Raw genomic sequence first — 16775 nt, forward strand, 5'->3', positions numbered from 1 at the left:
GGAACTCAGCTCAGCGGCAGCCGGTACTGCCCGCCTGCCAGCGGTTCGACCAGGCCGTCGGCGACCAGGCCGTCCAGTGCGCGGGCGCGCTGCACCGGTTCGTCCCACACCGCGTCCAGCGCCGACTGCGGCACCGGTGTCATGGCGTCCCGCAACACGGCGAGCAGCCGTCCGCGTACCTGCCGGTCGGTGCCGGCGTAGGTCTGGCCGCGGCGCGGGGGCCCCTGGTGGGCGGGCTTCCCGGCCAGCAGCCAGGCGCACTGCCCGGAGATCGGGCACCGGTTGCAGTCCTCGTTCTTCGCGGTGCAGACGAGGGCGCCGAGCTCCATCGTCGCGGCTGCCCAGCGGGCCGCCCGTTCGTCCTCGTCGGGCAGGAGCGCGCGGGCGAGCTTGCGCTCGGCGGCGGTGGTCGCGTTCGGCGGGTACTGGATCCCGGACGCGGCCCGGGCGAACACCCGGCGGACGTTGGTGTCGAGCACGGCATGCCGCTGTCCGTACGCGAACGAGGCCACGGCCGCCGCGGTGTACTCACCGATCCCGGGCAGTGCGAGCAGCTGACCGTGCTCGCTCGGTACGTCGCCGCCGTGCCGCTCCGTTATGGCCTGCGCGGCCCCGTGCAGGCGGAGCGCCCGGCGGGGGTAGCCGAGCCGGCCCCAGGCGCGGACCGCCTCGCCGGGCGGCTCGGCGGCCAGGTCGGCGGGGCGGGGCCAGCGGGCCAGCCACTGTTCGTACACCGGGAGGACCCGGCTCACGGGGGTCTGCTGCAGCATGAACTCGCTCACCATCACACCCCAGGCGCCCGCTTCGGGGCGGCGCCAGGGCAGATCGCGGGCGTGCTGGTCGAACCACCCGATGACGGGAGAGTGGAGGGAGGTGGGGGGCGTCTGTGTCGCAGTCATGGCAGTCATCGCACCGCCGATCCTGGCACGGAAGGGCGGACGATGGTTCAGCGCACGGTGGTGTCGCGCCGCCTGAGGGCCCTTGGGGTGATAATGCCACCCGTCCGAGCCCCGGGGGTCCGGCAACCGGCCCAAGCGGGCTCCTCCGGGCCGTCAGTGCCGCTTGCCGCGTCGCCGGGAGCGGCCGGCCGGCGCCGGGCCCGGCCCGGAGGCCCAGGCCGCCACCGGCGCCCCGCTGCTCCGTACCGTCCGGGCGAGCGACAGCACGGGGCGGCGCAGTACGGCGACCGCCAGGGCGGAGACGGCGGCGCCCAGCAGCAGCCCGACCGCCACGTCATGCGGATAGTGCACGCCGACGAAGACCCGGGAGAAGGCCATCAGCAGGGCCATCGGCACGGTGAGCCAGGCCAGCCGGGGGCGGGCGATCGCGATGGCGACCGCCGCCGCGCCGGCGATCGCGGAGTGGTTGCTGGGGAAGGACCAGTCGCCCGTCGGCGGGCAGGTCACCAGCGAGGCCGCAGCGCCGGCGACCGACCGGCACGGGCGTTCCTCGTCCACCACCGACTTGAGCACCTCGCTGACCACATAGCCGAAGGCCGTCGCGACGGGCGCGAGCACCGCCAGTGCCAGGGCGCCGTCGCCCTGGCGCCGGGCACGCCACCACCCGGTGATGAACAGGACACCGAAGAGGAGGAGCCCTAGCTCCGTCCATATCTCGGCCAGATGCTGCACCCATGACGGCATGTCATGCGCGAAGTCGGTGATGTCCCGGTAGAGCGGTGCGGTGACTGAACTATCCATGTGACAGAGGGTAGTCAATGAAACCTGGCGTTCATCCGGGCGTTGCCCGGCGGCCAACCCGGCGAGGGGCGAGACGGTCGTCCGGAGGGTCAACTGGGCGGTTCCGCGGGGCCGGAACGGGCCGTCCGTGATGATGATCCGTAAAACTTGCGGCCCCGGGCGGCGGGTGGGGCGGGAGTTGGCGCCGATCTCTCGTACAGTTTGAGCCGTGGGATCTTTGCGTAATCCGATCGGTCCGCTTCCCTCCACCATCTACTGGCGACGGAGGGCCGTAGCGGCGACGCTCGTTGCGCTGCTCGCGCTGCTGATCGTATGGGTCGTCACCTCGGGCGGGGACAAGAAGAGCAAGGACGACTCCCGCCCCGCCGGTTCGGGCCCCGCGCAGGAGATCACGCCGGGCCCCGACGGATCGGGCCCGGCCATCAGCCAACAGCCCGGCGGCCGCGACGAGTCGGCGGAATCGGGCGGTGACGGCTCGGGCGACGGCGGTACGGACGCGGGTTCCGGCGGTGGCCCGGCCGACGGCGGTACGGGCTCGGGCGGCGGCGCGGACGCGGGTTCCGGCGGCGCGAACGGCGGCGGTGGTACGGCCGGCCAGCAGGTCCCGGCCTCCTCCCCGCTCCCCGACTGCACCCCTGCGGCACTCCAGTTGAGCCTGAGCACCGAACTCGAATACGCCCCCGGCGAGAAGCCGAAGTTCAAACTGGTCGTCAAGAACACCTCGGCCGCCACCTGCAAGGCCGACCTCGGGCCGAAGAGCGCGGTGCTCACCATCACCGAGGCCGGCGGCGACGACGACCAGGTGTGGTCCTCCAAGGACTGCCCGCGCAACGCGGCCGGGCTGCTGCTGAAGGTCCCGGCGGGCGCGACCGTCGTCCACACCGTGGAGTGGGACCGCAGGAAGAGCTCCCCGCAGTGCGCGACGCCGCCCGCGGGTACGGCGGGGCCCGGTACGTATCTGGTCGAGGCGAAGACGCCGGGCGAGCCGGTGCAGCGCGCCTCGTTCGTCCTCGCGAAGGACTGAGCGGCGCCGGGCCGGACACGACCCTGCCGCCGGGGCCGACCCGGGAAACGCGGCGGGGCCCGGTCTCCCGGGCCCCGGTCGTGCTGTCCGCGCCGGCCTCTACACGTACCGTTCGAGGATCGACGACTCGGCCAGCCGGGACAGCCCCTCGCGCACGCTGCGCGCCCGCGCCTCGCCGACGCCGTCCACCGTCTGGAGGTCGTCCACGCTGGCGGCGAGCAGCTTCTGCAGACCGCCGAAGTGCTCCACCAGCCGGTCGATGATCGCCCCGGGCAGCCGCGGCACCTTGGCCAGCAGCCGGAAGCCGCGCGGCGAGACCGCCGAATCCAGTGTCTCGGGCGAGCCGCTGTAGCCCAGGGCCCGTGCCACGACCGGGAGTTCGAGCAGCTCGGTGTGGGAGAGCGCGTCCAGCTCGGTCAGCGCCTCGGCGACCGTGCGGGACCGCTTGGCGGTCGGCTCCGGCACATAGTCGCGCACCACCAGCTCGCGCTCCGGCTCGACGCCCGCGATCAACTCGTCGAGCTGGAGCGAGAGAAGCCGGCCGTCGGTGCCCAGCTCGACCACGTACTCCGCGATCTCGGTCGCGATCCGGCGGACCATCTCCAGCCGCTGCGCGACGGCCGTCACGTCCCGGACCGTCACCAGGTCCTCGATCTCCAGCGCGGAGAGCGTGCCCGCGACCTCGTCGAGCCGGAGCTTGTAGCGCTCCAGGGTGGCGAGGGCCTGATTGGCGCGGGAGAGGATCGCGGCGGACTCCTCCAGGACCCGGCGCTCCCCGTCCACGTACAGCGCGATCAGGCGCATCGACTGGGAGACCGAGACGACCGGGAAATTGCACTGCTTGGAGACCCGGTCCGCGGTGCGGTGGCGGGTGCCGGTCTCTTCGGTGGGGATGGAGGCGTCCGGCACCAGCTGCACGCCGGCGCGCAGGATCTTCGTCATCTCCTTGTCGAGGATCAGCGCGCCGTCGAGCTTGGCCAGCTCGCGCAGGCGGGTCGCGGTGAACTCCACGTCCAGCACGAATCCGCCGGTGCACATCGATTCGACGGTCTTGTCCATGCCGAGCACGATCAGCCCGCCGGTGTTGCCACGGAGGATGCGCTCCAGGCCGTCCCGCAGCGCCATTCCGGGCGCCACGGCGCTCAGCGAGGCGCGCATGAGCGCCTCATTACCGGTGCCTTGGCCGGACTTTCCGGGCGATGCTGCCCGGTCGTTGGCTGCCACTGCACTCCTCCGGTCACAGGTTTGCGGTGCCCTTACGTCCCTCGTACCGTTCGTACGGACGGGCGAGACCAGGGCAAAGTCTACCGGCGTGCGCTCTCCTCCTGGGGGGCCTGTGCACGAGACCGGCGCGGGAGGACTCTCAGCGCATCGCCCATGTTGGCGACTTCTGTGACCTTCATACCGGCCGGGACCTTGCCCGGATCGGTCGGGACCAGGGCGTGCGTGAAGCCCAGACGGTGCGCCTCGGCCAGCCTGCGCTGGACCCCCGTCACCCTTCTGACCTCGCCCGCGAGGCCCACCTCGCCGATCGCCACCAGGTTCTTCGGCAGAGGGGTGTCGCTCGCGGCACTGGCCAGCGCCAGCGCGACCGCGAGGTCCGCGGCGGGCTCGGAGAGCTTCACACCGCCGACCGTCGCGCTGTAGATGTCGCGCTTGCCCAGCGAGCTGATCCGGCCGCGCTGCTCCAGGACCGCGAGCATCATCGACACCCGGGACGTCTCCAGGCCGGAGGTGGTGCGCCGGGGCGAAGGGATCTGGGAATCGACCGTCAGCGCCTGTACCTCGGCGACGAGCGGCCGCTTGCCCTCCAGGGTGACGGTCAGGCAGGTGCCGGGCACGGGCTCGTCGCGCCGGGTGAGGAACAGCCCGGAGGGGTCGGCGAGGCCGGTGATGCCCTCGTCGTGCAGCTCGAAGCAGCCCACCTCGTCGGTCGCGCCGTACCTGTTCTTGACGCCCCGTACGAGCCGCAGGCGGGCGTGGCGGTCGCCCTCGAAGGAGAGCACCACGTCGACGAGGTGCTCCAGCAGCCGGGGGCCCGCGATCGCCCCCTCCTTGGTGACATGGCCGACCAGGAGCGTCGACATGCCGCGCTCCTTGGAGGCCCGGATGAGCGCGCCGGCGACCTCCCGGACCTGCGCCATGCCGCCCGGCGCCCCGTCGATCTCGGGCGAGGCGACGGTCTGCACGGAGTCGAGGATGAGCAGCGAGGGCTTGACGGCGTCGAGATGGCCGAGGACCGCGGACAGGTCGGTCTCGGCGGCCAGGTACAGATGGTCGTTGATCGCCCGGATCCGGTCGGCGCGCAGCCGCACCTGGCTCGCGGACTCCTCGGCGGTGACGTAGAGCGTGCGGTGCTCGTCGCTCGCGGCCTTGGCGGCGACGTCCAGCAGCAGCGTCGACTTGCCGACGCCGGGCTCGCCCGCGACGAGCACCACGGCACCCGGCACGAGACCGCCGCCGAGCACCCGGTCCAGCTCACCGACGCCGGTGGACCGGGCGGTGGCCTGCCGGCTGTCGACCTGGCCGATGGGGAGCGCGGCGGCACTGACCCGGCCTGCCGCGGTGGTCCGCACGGCGGGGGCGCCGCCGAACTCCTCGACCGTCCCCCACGCCTGGCATTCGGGGCAGCGGCCGAGCCACTTGGCGGTCGTCCAGCCGCATTCGGTGCAGCGGTAGGACGGCCGGTCCTTCGCGGTTTTCGTACGGGCAGCCATGGCGCAACCGTATAGGTGGGGTACGACAATGCCGCCGGGCACGGCCGGAAGGCGGGCGTGCGCCCGCGCCAAGGGCGTGGTGCTTCCGGCGGAATAGGGAATTCCTGTCCCCTTTTGAGGGATACGTTCACCCGTAAGGATTAAAAGTGCTCAAGGGGAGCGAAAGGTGTGCCCTGTGCTGCCTACGGTCGCAAGGTGACGAGCAGCGGTCTGGAGCCCCCCACGCAAGCCACCGGCGCACACCAGGCGCGGCGCGATGCGCCCCGTCTCTCGGCGCACTCTTCGCCGCGTCGCCCGCCCGCCCGGTACGAGCCGCATCTCGACGGCCTGTTCACCTACTGCCTCTCGGTGCTCTGCGACCACGACGCCGCCACCGAGGCGCTCGGCGGTGTGCTCGCGATCGCGGAACGGCAGGACGGCCGGTGCCCGGCGGGCGAGGAGGAACGTAAATCCTGGCTGTATGCGCTGGCCAGATGGATGTGTCTGCGCAGGCTCGCCGAGCAGAAGGCCGAGCAGGGGAAGGGCCGCCAGGCGCACCGGCACAAGGCCGGGAAGCAGCCGGGCAGGCTCGCCTCGAAGCAGGCGAAGCAGGCTGCGAAGCAGTCCAAGCAGGAGACGAAGCGGGCGGGCGGGCCTCCCGGCAAGCAGCCGTCGGGCGGAGCGGCGGCCCAGGGGGCGCGCGCCGTACGCCGTACGCCCCCCGCCGTCGCGGCGAAGGCCCCCGCCCCCGCCGCGTTCATGCCGGGCGGCGCCCCCGCAGGCCCCGCCCGCGCCCCCGAGACCGAGGCCGCCGCCGAGGCGCACCGCCGCGAGCTGGCCCAGCTGGCCTGGCCCGAGGCCGCGGGCACCACCCCCGAGCAGCGCGAGGCGCTCGAACTCGCCGTACGGCACCGCCTCGCCCCGCGCGCCGTCGCCTCCGTCCTGGGCCTCGACCCGGCGACCGCCCGCGAGCTGCTGGCGGCCGCTGCCTGCGAGGTGGAGCGCACCCGCGCCGCCCTCGCCGTCGTGGAGACCGGCAACTGCCCCACCGTCGCCCGGCTCACCGGCGGACGCGCTCTGCTCTCCGCTGCCCTGCGCCGCGAACTCGTCCGCCACGTCGACGACTGCCCCCGCTGCCGCAGGGCCGCCGAACGGGCCGGCGCCGAGGGCCCCTGGCCCGGCGCCGCGGTCACCGCGGCCGCCGCGCTGCCGGTCGTCGAGGCACCCCGGCCGTCGGCGTACGTCGCGATGGTCCACGCCCGGCGGAACCGTTCCGGCGGCCCGCGCTTCGACCGGGCGGGCTTCCCCATGGACCCCAAGGACCATGCCGCGCGCCGGGACCGGCTGCGGGCCAGGGTCGTGACGACGACGGTGGTGGCCACGGTCGTGGCCGCCCCGGTGATCGCGCTGTGGACCGCCTACCGGGGCGCGCCGCTGACCGGCGAGGGCCATGAGGGCTCGTCGGTCACCGCCACCGAGAGCGATACCCGGCACGGGCTCGACGGCGCCTCGGACGGCCACTACGAGAACGCGGGCAACGCCCGGCCCCAGCCCGGTGCCCGCTTCGACGACGGCCGCGCTCCGGACGTCTCGGCGGAGGTGATCGGCTCGGGTCCGGGCCGGGACGGCGTCGGCGGGCTCACCGTCGAGGCCCGCTCGTCCGGCGGCCGGCCCCTGATCCGGCTGACCGCGTCGGGCGGCGCGCCGGTCGCCTGGTCGGCCCGCGCGGACGCGTCCTGGGTGCGGCTGAGCCGCTACTCGGGCACCCTGGCCGCGGGCGAGAGCATCACGGTCCACGCCCTCGTGGACCACCGGCGCGAACCGGCCGGTCCGTGGAGCGCGCGCATCGCCCTCGCCCCGTCGGGCTCGGCGGTGGTGATCCGTGGGCACGGCGCGACGTGGCCCTCGCCCGGCGGCCCCGGACACCCGTCCGCCACCGCCGGACCTTCGAAACCGCCGACGTCCTCGCCGGACCCTTCGTCGTCGCCCGACCCGACGCCCGACCCGAGCGACCCCACGCCCACCCCTACGGACTCGGGCCCGACCGATCCGTCACCGTCGCCGGACCCGACCGACCCCACGCCCACCACCGACCCGGGACCGGGCACGCACCCGGCCGGCTGAAACCCGCGTACGCCGCCGCTCCGTCACGCCGGGTCGGCCGGAGGGACCGGATCCGCGGGGTGCGGTGCCATCGGCAGCAGTGCGGCGAGCCGCTCCTCGCACAGCTCGACGAGGCGGTCGTACGCCTCCTTGCCCATCATCTCGATGAGCTCGGGCCGGTACGAGAGGTACACCGGCTCCCCGGCCCCGTGCGCCGAGGTCGCCGAGGTGCACCACCAGTGCAGATCGTGGCCGCCCGGACCCCAGCCCCGGCGGTCGTACTCACCGATCGACACCTGGAGGATCCGGGTGTCGTCGGGCCGGTCGATCCAGTCGTACGTGCGCCGGATCGGCAGCTGCCAGCAGACGTCCGGCTTGGTCTCCAGGGGCTCCTTGCCCTCCCGCAGCGCCAGGATGTGCAGGGAGCAGCCCGCTCCTCCCGCGAATCCGGGCCGGTTCTGGAAGATGCACGAACCCTTCCAGCGCCGCGTCTGGCGTTCCCCGTCCTCGTCGACCTGGACCCAGCCCGTCTCCGTACCGACGTCGTGGAACTGCCACAGGTCGGGGGTCAGCCGTTCGACATGGCCCGCCACCCGCTTCTCGTCGTCCTCGTCCGAGAAGTGCGCGCCCAGCGTGCAGCACCCGTCGTCCGCACGTCCCGCCTGGATGCCCTGGCAGCCGCTGCCGAAGATGCAGGTCCACCTGGAGGTCAGCCAGGTCAGGTCGCAGCGGAAGATCTGCTCGTCGTCACCCGGGTCCGGGAACTCGACCCAGGCGCGTGCGAAATCGATACCCGTCTCGTCGTCGGACCGGTCCGGTCCGTTCGCTTCCCGTGCTTCCTGTTCCCGCATCTCCTGCTTCGTTCTCTGCTTCTTCGTGTTTTTGCCCGGCTTCGCCTTTTTCGTCTTTGGCACGCGCCAAGGGTAAGTCCGAGGTCCCGGTAGCGTTCCCTCCATGAGACTCGGAGTCCTCGACGTGGGTTCGAACACGGTGCACCTGCTGGTGGTGGACGCGCACCCCGGCGCGCGCCCGCTGCCCGCGCACTCGCACAAGGCGGAGCTGCGCCTGGCCGAACTGCTCGACGAGGACGGGGCGATCGGCCCCCACGGTGTGGACCGGCTCGTGGCGACGGTCGCCGACGCGCTCCAGGCCGCCGAGGACAAGGGGTGCGAGGACGTCCTGCCCTTCGCCACGTCCGCGGTGCGGGAGGCGAGCAACGCCGATCAGGTGCTGGCCCGGGTGCGGGAGGAGACCGGGGTCGACCTCGCCGTCCTCAGCGGCGAGGAGGAGGCCCGGCTCACCTTCCTCGCCGCGCGCCGCTGGTTCGGCTGGTCGGCGGGGCGGCTGCTGGTCCTGGACATCGGGGGCGGTTCGCTGGAGATCGCCTACGGCGTGGACGAGGAGCCGGACGCCGCGGTCTCGCTGCCGCTCGGGGCCGGCCGGCTCACCGCCGGGTGGCTGCCGGGCGACCCGCCGGACCCGGCCGAGGTGAAGGCGCTGCGCCGCCATGTCCGGGCCAGGATCGCCCGCAGTGTCGGGGAGTTCACCCGGCTCGGGCGCCCGGACCATGTCGTGGCCACGTCCAAGACCTTCAAGCAGCTCGCCAGGATCGCGGGCGCCGCACGCTCCACCGAGGGTCTGTACGTACAGCGCGCCCTCACCCGCAAGTCGCTGGAGGAGTGGGTGCCGAAGCTGGCGGCGATGACGGCCGAGCAGCGCGGCGATCTGCCCGGCGTCTCCGAGGGCCGGGCCGCGCAGCTGCTCGCCGGGGCGCTGGTCGCGGAGGGGGCCATGGATCTGTTCGGGGTCGAGGAGCTGGAGATCTGCCCCTGGGCACTGCGCGAGGGCGTCATCCTGCGCCGCCTGGACCATCTGCCGACGGAGGAGCAGGCCGCGCTCGGCGGCTGAACGCGCCGGGCCGGGCACGGGGGCCTGCGGCGCAATGCCCCGGCGCGCACCACCGCGTGCGCCGCCATGGGGCATCTCACTTTCCGACCGGACCCTCTCGGCGAGGCGTACCACTGCCCGTACGCTGTCCCAGTGGCAGAACCAGTGGTGCGCATCCCGGATGCGAAGGTCGCCCTGTCGACGGCTTCCGTCTACCCGGAGTCGACGGCGACGGCCTTCGAGATCGCCGCGCGCCTCGGTTACGACGGTGTCGAGGTCATGGTGTGGACCGACCCCGTCAGCCAGGACATCGAGGCACTGCGGCGGCTGTCGGACTACCACCAGGTGCCGATCCTCGCCGTTCACGCACCCTGTCTGCTGATCACCCAGCGCGTCTGGTCCACCGATCCGTGGGTGAAGCTCCAGCGGGCCCGTGCCGCGGCGGAGAAGCTCGGGGCGACGACCGTGGTCGTCCACCCGCCGTTCCGTTGGCAGCGCAATTACGCGCGCGACTTCGTCACCGGGATCTGGCGGATGGCGGACGAGACCGATGTGCGGTTCGCCGTGGAGAACATGTACCCCTGGCGCTACCGGGACCGCGAGATGCTCGCGTACGCCCCCGACTGGGACGTCACCAACGACGACTACCGCCACTTCACCGTGGACCTCTCGCACACCGCGACGGCCCGCACGGACGGCATGGCGATGGCCGAGCGGATGGGCGACCGGCTCGCCCACATCCACCTCGCCGACGGCAAGGGCTCCAACAAGGACGAGCACCTGGTGCCCGGCCGGGGCGACCAGCCCTGTGCCGAGCTCCTGGAGCACTTGGCCCGCACCGGCTTCGACGGCCATGTCGTCATCGAGGTCAATACCCGCCGTGCCATGTCCACCGCCGAACGCGAGGCCGATCTGGCGGAGGCGCTGGCCTTCACCCGGCTCCACCTGGCGTCGTCCCCGACCCGCACGCCGCGCCCATGACGGGCGACCCCACGGGCGGTCCCGAGGACGGCCCCCCGGACCCCACCGGCCCCAAGCGTCGCGGCCGCCCCTCCCGTACCGCCGACACCACCGGCCCCGACGCCCGCACCCGCATCCTGGAGGCGGCCCGCACCGAATTCGCGGAGCGCGGGTACGACAAGACGTCGGTCCGGGGCATCGCCAAGGCGGCGGGCGTCGACTCCGCCCTGGTCCACCACTACTTCGGCACGAAGGACGAGGTCTTCGCGGCCGCCATCGAGCTGTCCTTCGAGCCGGCCCTGGTGATCCCGGACGTTCTGGGCGACGGCACGGACGGCCTGGGGGAGCGGCTGGCCCGCTACTTCATCGCCGTGTGGGAGAACCCGGCGTCCAGGGCCCCGCTGCTGGCGATCATGCGGTCCGCGCTGACGCACGAGGCGGCGGCGAAGGTCCTCCGGGGCTTCGTGCTGCGCCGGCTCCTGGAGCGTGTCGCGGAGGCGCTGGACGTACCGGACGCCACCTTCCGCGCGGAGCTGGCGGCTTCGCACATGATCGGGATCGCGATGCTCCGCTATGTGATCCGGGCGGAACCGCTCGCCTCGGCGGACCCCGAGAGGATCATCGAGATGGTCGCACCGACGCTCCAGCGCTATCTGACGGAGTCCTGAGCCCCGCGGGGACGGCTCCCGCCGTCCCTCCGCGCGCTGGCCGCCCACCGACCACCCACCGAGCATTTCATCCCGCATTTCGGACACTGTGTCCAGATCTTGGAGCCGGAGGCGTACGCTCGGAGACAGTCTGCAACGTCGAAGGAGCGAGAGACGATGCCCCAGCTGAGGTCCCGCACTGTCACCCACGGCCGCAACATGGCGGGCGCCCGCGCCCTTATGCGGGCCTCGGGCGTAGCGAGCGAGGACATCGGCAAGCCGATCATCGCGGTCGCCAACTCCTTCACCGAGTTCGTCCCCGGCCACACCCACCTGGCCCCGGTCGGCCGGATCGTCTCCGAGGCCATCAAGGCCGCGGGCGCCGTGCCGCGCGAGTTCAACACCATCGCCGTCGACGACGGCATCGCGATGGGCCACGGCGGGATGCTCTACAGCCTCCCCTCCCGCGACCTGATCGCCGACTCCGTCGAGTACATGGTCGAGGCGCACTGCGCGGACGCGCTGATCTGCATCTCCAACTGCGACAAGATCACCCCCGGCATGCTGATGGCGGCGATGCGCCTCAACATTCCGACGGTCTTCGTCTCCGGCGGCCCGATGGAGGCCGGCAAGGCCACCCTGGTCGACGGCACGGTCCGCAAGCTCGACCTGGTCAACGCGATCAGCGACGCCGTCGACGAGAGCATCTCGGACGAGGACATCCTCCGTATCGAGGAGAACGCCTGCCCCACCTGCGGCAGCTGTTCCGGCATGTTCACCGCCAACTCGATGAACTGCCTGACCGAGGCCCTCGGCCTCTCCCTCCCCGGCAACGGCTCCGTCCTCGCCACGCACACCGCCCGCAAGGCGCTGTACGAGGACGCCGGCCGTACGGTCGTCGACATCACCAGGCGCTATTACGAGCAGGACGACGAGACGGTCCTGCCCCGCGCGATCGGCACCCGCGCCGCGTTCGACAACGCGATGGCACTGGACATCGCGATGGGCGGCTCCACCAACACGATCCTGCACCTGCTCGCCGCCGCGCAGGAGGCCGAGCTGTCCTACGACCTGAGCGACATCGACGCGGTCTCGCGACGTGTCCCCTGCCTGGCGAAGGTCGCCCCCAACGTGGCCCCCGGCGGCACGTACTACATGGAGGACGTCCACCGGGCCGGCGGCATCCCCGCCCTCCTCGGTGAGCTGCACCGCGGCGGCCTGCTCAACGAGGACGTGCACTCGGTCCACTCCGACTCCCTCGCCCAGTGGCTGAAGGACTGGGACGTCCGCGGCGGCTCCCCGTCCCCGGAAGCCGTCGAGCTGTGGCACGCGGCTCCCGGATGCGTCCGTTCCGCGACCGCCTTCTCGCAGTCGGAGCGCTGGGAGACCCTGGACCTGGACGCGGCCGGCGGCTGCATCCGCGATCTGGCGCACGCCTACTCCAAGGACGGCGGCCTCGCGGTCCTCAAGGGGAACCTCGCCGAGGACGGCTGTGTCGTGAAGACGGCGGGCGTCGACGAGTCGATCTGGACCTTCGAGGGCCCGGCGGTCGTCTGCGAGTCGCAGGACGAGGCCGTCGACAAGATCCTCCGCAAGGAGATCAAGGAGGGCGACGTCGTCGTCATCCGTTACGAGGGTCCGCGCGGCGGCCCCGGCATGCAGGAGATGCTCTACCCGACCTCCTTCCTCAAGGGCCGCGGCCTCGGCAAGAGCTGCGCCCTGGTGACCGACGGCCGCTTCTCCGGCGGTACGTCGGGCCTGTCCATCGGCCACGCCTCGCCGGAGGCCGCTTCGGGTGGCGCCATCGCGCTGGTCGAGGACGGCGACCGGATCAGGATCGACATCCCGAACCGTTCGATCGAGCTCCTCGTCCCCGAGACCGAACTGGCCACCCGCCGCGAGGCGCTGAACGGCGTCTACGCGCCGAAGAACCGCGAGCGCAAGGTCTCGGCGGCGCTGCGCGCGTACGCGGCGATGGCGACGAGCGCGGACCGGGGCGCGGTGCGCGACGTGTCCAAGCTCGGCTGACCGGCCCGCCGACCGACAAGGACCTCGTCCGCTCTCACCAGCGGGCGGGGTCCTGCCCGTCCACGGCGAACACGGACCCGTCGGGCGCGGTCCCGAAGACGGTCCGGCCGGCGGCGACCGGGGCGGGCAGCGCCGAGGAGTACGTGAGCCTCCCGTTGCGCAGCCGGGGTGCCGTCTGGCCCAGCAGTTTTCCGTGCTCGGTGTCCACGGCCAGCAGCCGCCCGTCCGCCGCCGAGAAGTACAGCCGGTTCCCGGTGGCGAGTACCGGCGCGGACGTCCGCCCGGCAGCGGTCTCCAATTGCCAGCGGACCGCCTCGCCGCCGGCCGGGCGGGTGTCGACGGCGACCAGCGTCCCGCCGTGCGCCAGCAGATAGGCGGTGTCCCCGCCCATCACGACCTCCGGCTCGTTCATCCGGAACGGCAGCGCCGTCCGTACGGTGCGCCCCCGCGCCGGGTCGTAGCGGACCAGCCCGACGGTCTGGGCGTCCCCGTTCATGGACGTCAGGACGAGCGCGCCGTCCGAGGTCCCCACCGGGGTCAGCATCCCGTCCAGCCGCCGCTGCCAGGCCGTGTGCCCCGTCGTGGCATCGACGGCCGTGACGAGCGTGGACGATCCGTACGCCGAGTGCTCGAAGGCGTAGGCCAGCCCGGTGCCCGCGTCGTACAGCGCGTAGTCCGGGCGCTGGTGCCCGGCGAGCGCGTGGCGCCAGAGGGACACCCCGGTCGCGGAGTCCAGCGCCTCGGTCGTGCCGTCCTCGGCGACCAGCAGCAGCGCGTCACCCGCGCCGAAGGGGGTGCCCAGATACGGGGAGAGATCCGCGTCCCAGACCTGCTCGCCCTCGGCGGGGTCGTACGCCCGGAGCTTCCCGCCCGGCACCGCCGTATGCACCAGACCGCCGGAGACCGACACCACGCCGACTGCCGGGGCGTCCGCCTCGGCGCGACGGGACCACAGCACCCGGCCGTCCGCCGGATCCAGCCGGGAGACACCGATGCCGCCCGTCGCGCAGTACAGCGCCGCGGGCGGACCGGACGCCCCGGCCCCGGAGCCGGACACCTCCGTCCCGGAGCCGGACACCTCCGTCCCGGAGCCGCCTGTCTCCGTGCCGGAGCCGCCCGCCGGGGAGCACGCCGGCGTCGATCTGCCGGTGGTCCGCAGCTCGGTCCGCCACGGCGCGAACTTCTCGGCCGAGCCCTTCGACCCGCCCCGACCGCCGGAGCCGCCCGGTCCGTCGGAACCGACCCCGGCACCGACGGCCCACACCCCGCCGGCCCCCATGACCAGCAGTGCCGCGGTGGCCGCCAGCCACCGCAGTTTGTTGCCGCCGCCGTCGGTGCCCGTCTTCCCGTCCCGCGCCGGCGCACCGCCCATGTGGGTGTCCGCCTCCGCGCCGGCGCGCACCCCGGCCTCCGGGACGAGGGCCGCCGCGACTCCGGCGGCGGCTCCCGCCCCGGTGGTGGCCGGCCGCCGCTGCGACGGTATGAACGCGGCGGCCTCGTACGAGGGCGGCCGCAGCGTCGTCATGATCTCGTCCGGGGTGGGCCGCCCGGCGGGATCCTTCGTCAGGCACTGCCCGATCAGCGGAGCCAGATCCGCCGGCACCCCTGCCAGATCGGCCTCGTCGTGCACCACCTGGTAGGCCACGATGTACGGGCTGTCCGAGTCGAAGGGCCCCCGGCCGGTCGCCGCGTGGACGAGCACGGCCCCCAGGGCGAACACATCGGCGGCGGGCCCGACCTCGCGCGGCCGCTGGAACTGCTCGGGCGCCATGTAGGGCGGCGAGCCGATCAGCTTGCCGGTCTCGGTGCGCAGATCGCTGTCGTACGGCCGGGAGATCCCGAAGTCGATGACCTTGGGCCCGGAGTCGGAGAGCAGCACGTTGCTCGGCTTGAGGTCGCGGTGGATCACACCGGCCCGGTGGATGTCCCGCAGCGCCTCGGCGAGCCCCGCCGTCAGCCTGCGCAGTTCGGCCGGGGCCATCGGCCCGTTCCGCTTCACCTGGTCGGCGAGGGTGGGGCCGGGTACGTACAGGGTGGCCATCCACGGCCGTGCGGCATCCGGGTCGGCGTCGACGACCGGTGCGGTGAAAGCACCGCTGACCCGTCGGGCCGCCCCGACCTCCTGCCGGAAACGCGCCCTGAACTCCGGGTTCGCCGCGTACTGCCGGTGCACCACCTTGACGGCCAGTTGCAGCCCGGAGGCGGAGCGCGCCAGGTGCACGACTCCCATGCCGCCCGCGCCGAGACGTGCCTCAAGACGGTACTGCCCGGCGTACTCCGGATGCTCCGCTTCCGGACTGGCTCCGGTACCTCGCAGCGGCGGCATCGCCCACCCCCGTGTGTTCGTCCGCAAGCGCGACGCACGGAGCCTAGTCGATGGTGCGTGCGATTCGGATGGGGCTTGTAGCCTGCGCGTCGTACACACCGACTCTCAACGGGGGAGGGCCTCATGGCCATGGACGAGCACACCGGCATCGCGACCGATGCCACGACCGACGCGACGACCGACGCCGCGGTCGACGTCTCCGAGGACGCGGCGGCGCTCGCCGGTTCCGACGACGTCACCCGGTACCCGATCGCGCCCGGCTACCGCGTCAACGTCCGCACCGGACCGGGCACCAAGTACGGGATCGTCAGGACCCTCCCGTACGGAATGAAGGTTCCGGTCTACTGCCAGAAGCCGGGGGAGCGGGTCACCGGCCCGTACGGCACCTCGAACCTCTGGGACAACATCGCCAACGGCCAGTTCGTGGCGGACGCCTACGTCCACACGGGCAGCGACGGCTACATCGCACCGCGCTGCGACTGACCACAACGGCGACCGGCGCGTCCGGGCCCGCGACCGCCCGGGGATAATCGACTTCGTGAGCGAGAACAGCGAAGCCCCCGGCTCCAGCACGCCCGGCCCGCAGCCCGAGCCCCTGCGCTTCTTCGGTACGACCTGGGTCGACCACAGCGGGGGCTACGGGCTGCGACGCGCCGGGGCGGCGGTCGGCTCGCTGGCCGCCGCGGTCGTCGCCTGCTTCGTGCTCCGGTTCGCCTACCAGGGGCTCCAGATCGCCGACGTCGGCAGCTTCGTCGGCGTCCTGGTCGTGCTGATGTTCGCCATCTGCAGCGCCATCGCCTTCCGCAAGACCTGGGAAGGATTCAGCCGCCGCCCCGCCGACCCGGCGCGCGAGGCCAATCTGCGCGGTCTCAAGACGATCGGCTTCGTCGGCTCCCTGATCGCGTACTTCCTCCGTACGTTCCGGGAGGCCCCGGGCGAGCAGCTGCACCGCACGGAGTACGAGACGGCCCTGGCCCGCTACGAGAAGCGCCGTTCCTCCCGCACCGGAAACCCGGCAGCCCGCAAAACCACCAAGGGCAAGCGCCCCAAGCGCAAGTAGACAGCCCGGAACGAGACGCCCTACCCGCCCACGCCCCCGCGCGCTCGCGCGTGAGCCCGCACCTCGCCGACGCGTTTGCGTGTGAGCCCACGCTCCGCCCCACGCGTTTGCGTGTGAGCCCGCACCTTGCCGACGCGATCCCGCGCTTGCCGCGCCCGGCGTTTGCGCGTGAGTTCGTGCTTGTCCTGCCCGGTGCTTCCGCGTGAGCCCGCGCTACATGTGATCCCGCACCCGCCGCGCTTCGCGCTCCGCGTTTGCGTGTGAGCCCACGCTCCGCCCCACGCGTTTGCGTGTGAGCCCGCACCTTGCCGACGCGATCCCGCGCTTGCCGCGCCCGGCGTTTG

General features: G+C 73.0%; 14 protein-coding genes. 8 read left to right on the forward strand and 6 right to left on the reverse strand.

What is annotated here, in order from left to right; all coding sequences use genetic code 11:
- Positions 1-5: 5 nt before the first annotated feature.
- Positions 6-908 carry an A/G-specific adenine glycosylase gene (locus tag ACFVH0_RS24315; protein WP_385823250.1) on the reverse strand — a complete coding sequence of 301 codons (903 nt, stop codon included), beginning with the start codon at positions 906-908 and terminating at the stop codon, positions 6-8.
- 144 nt (positions 909-1052) lie between these two features.
- Complete coding sequence (locus ACFVH0_RS24320) at positions 1053-1700, reverse strand: phosphatase PAP2 family protein (protein WP_385823252.1); 648 nt, start codon at positions 1698-1700, stop codon at positions 1053-1055.
- 208 nt (positions 1701-1908) lie between these two features.
- Between ACFVH0_RS24320 and ACFVH0_RS24325 the strand changes: the two genes are divergently transcribed.
- Positions 1909-2724, forward strand: coding sequence for a hypothetical protein (locus ACFVH0_RS24325; RefSeq protein WP_385823254.1), 816 nt, complete (start codon positions 1909-1911; stop codon positions 2722-2724).
- 99 nt (positions 2725-2823) lie between these two features.
- On the opposite strand, the gene disA is transcribed toward ACFVH0_RS24325, so the two are convergent.
- Together disA and radA are read right to left on the reverse strand one after the other, a co-directional pair.
- A complete protein-coding gene (disA, locus tag ACFVH0_RS24330; RefSeq protein ID WP_385823256.1) occupies positions 2824-3948 on the reverse strand; it encodes a DNA integrity scanning diadenylate cyclase DisA in 1125 nt (374 codons plus the stop codon).
- Positions 3949-4028: 80 nt separating this feature from the next.
- Positions 4029-5441, reverse strand: coding sequence for a DNA repair protein RadA (radA, locus tag ACFVH0_RS24335; protein WP_385823258.1), 1413 nt, complete (start codon positions 5439-5441; stop codon positions 4029-4031).
- Positions 5442-5636: 195 nt separating this feature from the next.
- Between radA and ACFVH0_RS24340 the strand changes: the two genes are divergently transcribed.
- On the forward strand, positions 5637-7544 hold the full coding sequence (locus ACFVH0_RS24340) for a hypothetical protein (protein ID WP_385823260.1): 1908 nt from the start codon (positions 5637-5639) through the stop codon (positions 7542-7544).
- Between the two features lie 23 nt (positions 7545-7567).
- On the opposite strand, the gene ACFVH0_RS24345 is transcribed toward ACFVH0_RS24340, so the two are convergent.
- On the reverse strand, positions 7568-8437 hold the full coding sequence (locus ACFVH0_RS24345; RefSeq protein ID WP_385823262.1) for a hypothetical protein: 870 nt from the start codon (positions 8435-8437) through the stop codon (positions 7568-7570).
- A gap of 40 nt (positions 8438-8477) precedes the next feature.
- Between ACFVH0_RS24345 and ACFVH0_RS24350 the strand changes: the two genes are divergently transcribed.
- The 4 genes from ACFVH0_RS24350 (at position 8478) to ilvD (ending at position 13045) form a co-directional block, all read left to right on the forward strand.
- A complete protein-coding gene (locus ACFVH0_RS24350; RefSeq protein ID WP_385823264.1) occupies positions 8478-9431 on the forward strand; it encodes a Ppx/GppA family phosphatase in 954 nt (317 codons plus the stop codon).
- A gap of 132 nt (positions 9432-9563) precedes the next feature.
- Positions 9564-10391, forward strand: coding sequence for a sugar phosphate isomerase/epimerase family protein (locus ACFVH0_RS24355; protein WP_385823266.1), 828 nt, complete (start codon positions 9564-9566; stop codon positions 10389-10391).
- Positions 10388-11038: a TetR family transcriptional regulator gene (locus tag ACFVH0_RS24360; protein WP_385823268.1), complete on the forward strand. Its 651-nt coding sequence runs from the start codon at positions 10388-10390 to the stop codon at positions 11036-11038. The genes ACFVH0_RS24355 and ACFVH0_RS24360 overlap by 4 nt, the downstream gene beginning before the upstream one ends.
- A gap of 156 nt (positions 11039-11194) precedes the next feature.
- Positions 11195-13045, forward strand: a complete 1851-nt coding sequence (gene ilvD / locus ACFVH0_RS24365) for a dihydroxy-acid dehydratase (RefSeq protein WP_385823270.1) — start codon at positions 11195-11197, stop codon at positions 13043-13045.
- 34 nt (positions 13046-13079) lie between these two features.
- Here ilvD and ACFVH0_RS24370 read toward each other — a convergent pair whose 3' ends face one another.
- A complete protein-coding gene (locus tag ACFVH0_RS24370) occupies positions 13080-15371 on the reverse strand; it encodes a serine/threonine-protein kinase (protein ID WP_385823272.1) in 2292 nt (763 codons plus the stop codon).
- Positions 15372-15494: 123 nt separating this feature from the next.
- On the opposite strand from ACFVH0_RS24370, the gene ACFVH0_RS24375 reads away from it, so the two are divergent.
- Positions 15495-15854: an SH3 domain-containing protein gene (locus tag ACFVH0_RS24375; protein ID WP_385823274.1), complete on the forward strand. Its 360-nt coding sequence runs from the start codon at positions 15495-15497 to the stop codon at positions 15852-15854.
- A gap of 55 nt (positions 15855-15909) precedes the next feature.
- On the forward strand, positions 15910-16431 hold the full coding sequence (locus ACFVH0_RS24380; RefSeq protein WP_385823276.1) for a hypothetical protein: 522 nt from the start codon (positions 15910-15912) through the stop codon (positions 16429-16431).
- Positions 16432-16775: the final 344 nt, after the last annotated feature.

It is taken from the genome of Streptomyces sp. NPDC127117, from assembly GCF_042677325.1.
Taxonomy (GTDB): Bacteria; Actinomycetota; Actinomycetes; order Streptomycetales; family Streptomycetaceae; genus Streptomyces.

Bases quoted from the DNA above. Each gene is read 5' to 3' on its own strand.
- ilvD (WP_385823270.1), top strand. From the start codon at position 11,195: ATGCCCCAGCTGAGGTCCCGCACTGTCACCCACGGCCGCAACATGGCG.
- ACFVH0_RS24320 (WP_385823252.1), bottom strand. From the start codon at position 1,700: ATGGATAGTTCAGTCACCGCACCGCTCTACCGGGACATCACCGACTTC.
- ACFVH0_RS24360 (WP_385823268.1), top strand. From the start codon at position 10,388: ATGACGGGCGACCCCACGGGCGGTCCCGAGGACGGCCCCCCGGACCCC.
- ACFVH0_RS24370 (WP_385823272.1), bottom strand. From the start codon at position 15,371: ATGCCGCCGCTGCGAGGTACCGGAGCCAGTCCGGAAGCGGAGCATCCG.
- radA (WP_385823258.1), bottom strand. From the start codon at position 5,441: ATGGCTGCCCGTACGAAAACCGCGAAGGACCGGCCGTCCTACCGCTGC.
- ACFVH0_RS24350 (WP_385823264.1), top strand. From the start codon at position 8,478: ATGAGACTCGGAGTCCTCGACGTGGGTTCGAACACGGTGCACCTGCTG.
- ACFVH0_RS24375 (WP_385823274.1), top strand. From the start codon at position 15,495: ATGGCCATGGACGAGCACACCGGCATCGCGACCGATGCCACGACCGAC.
- ACFVH0_RS24315 (WP_385823250.1), bottom strand. From the start codon at position 908: ATGACTGCCATGACTGCGACACAGACGCCCCCCACCTCCCTCCACTCT.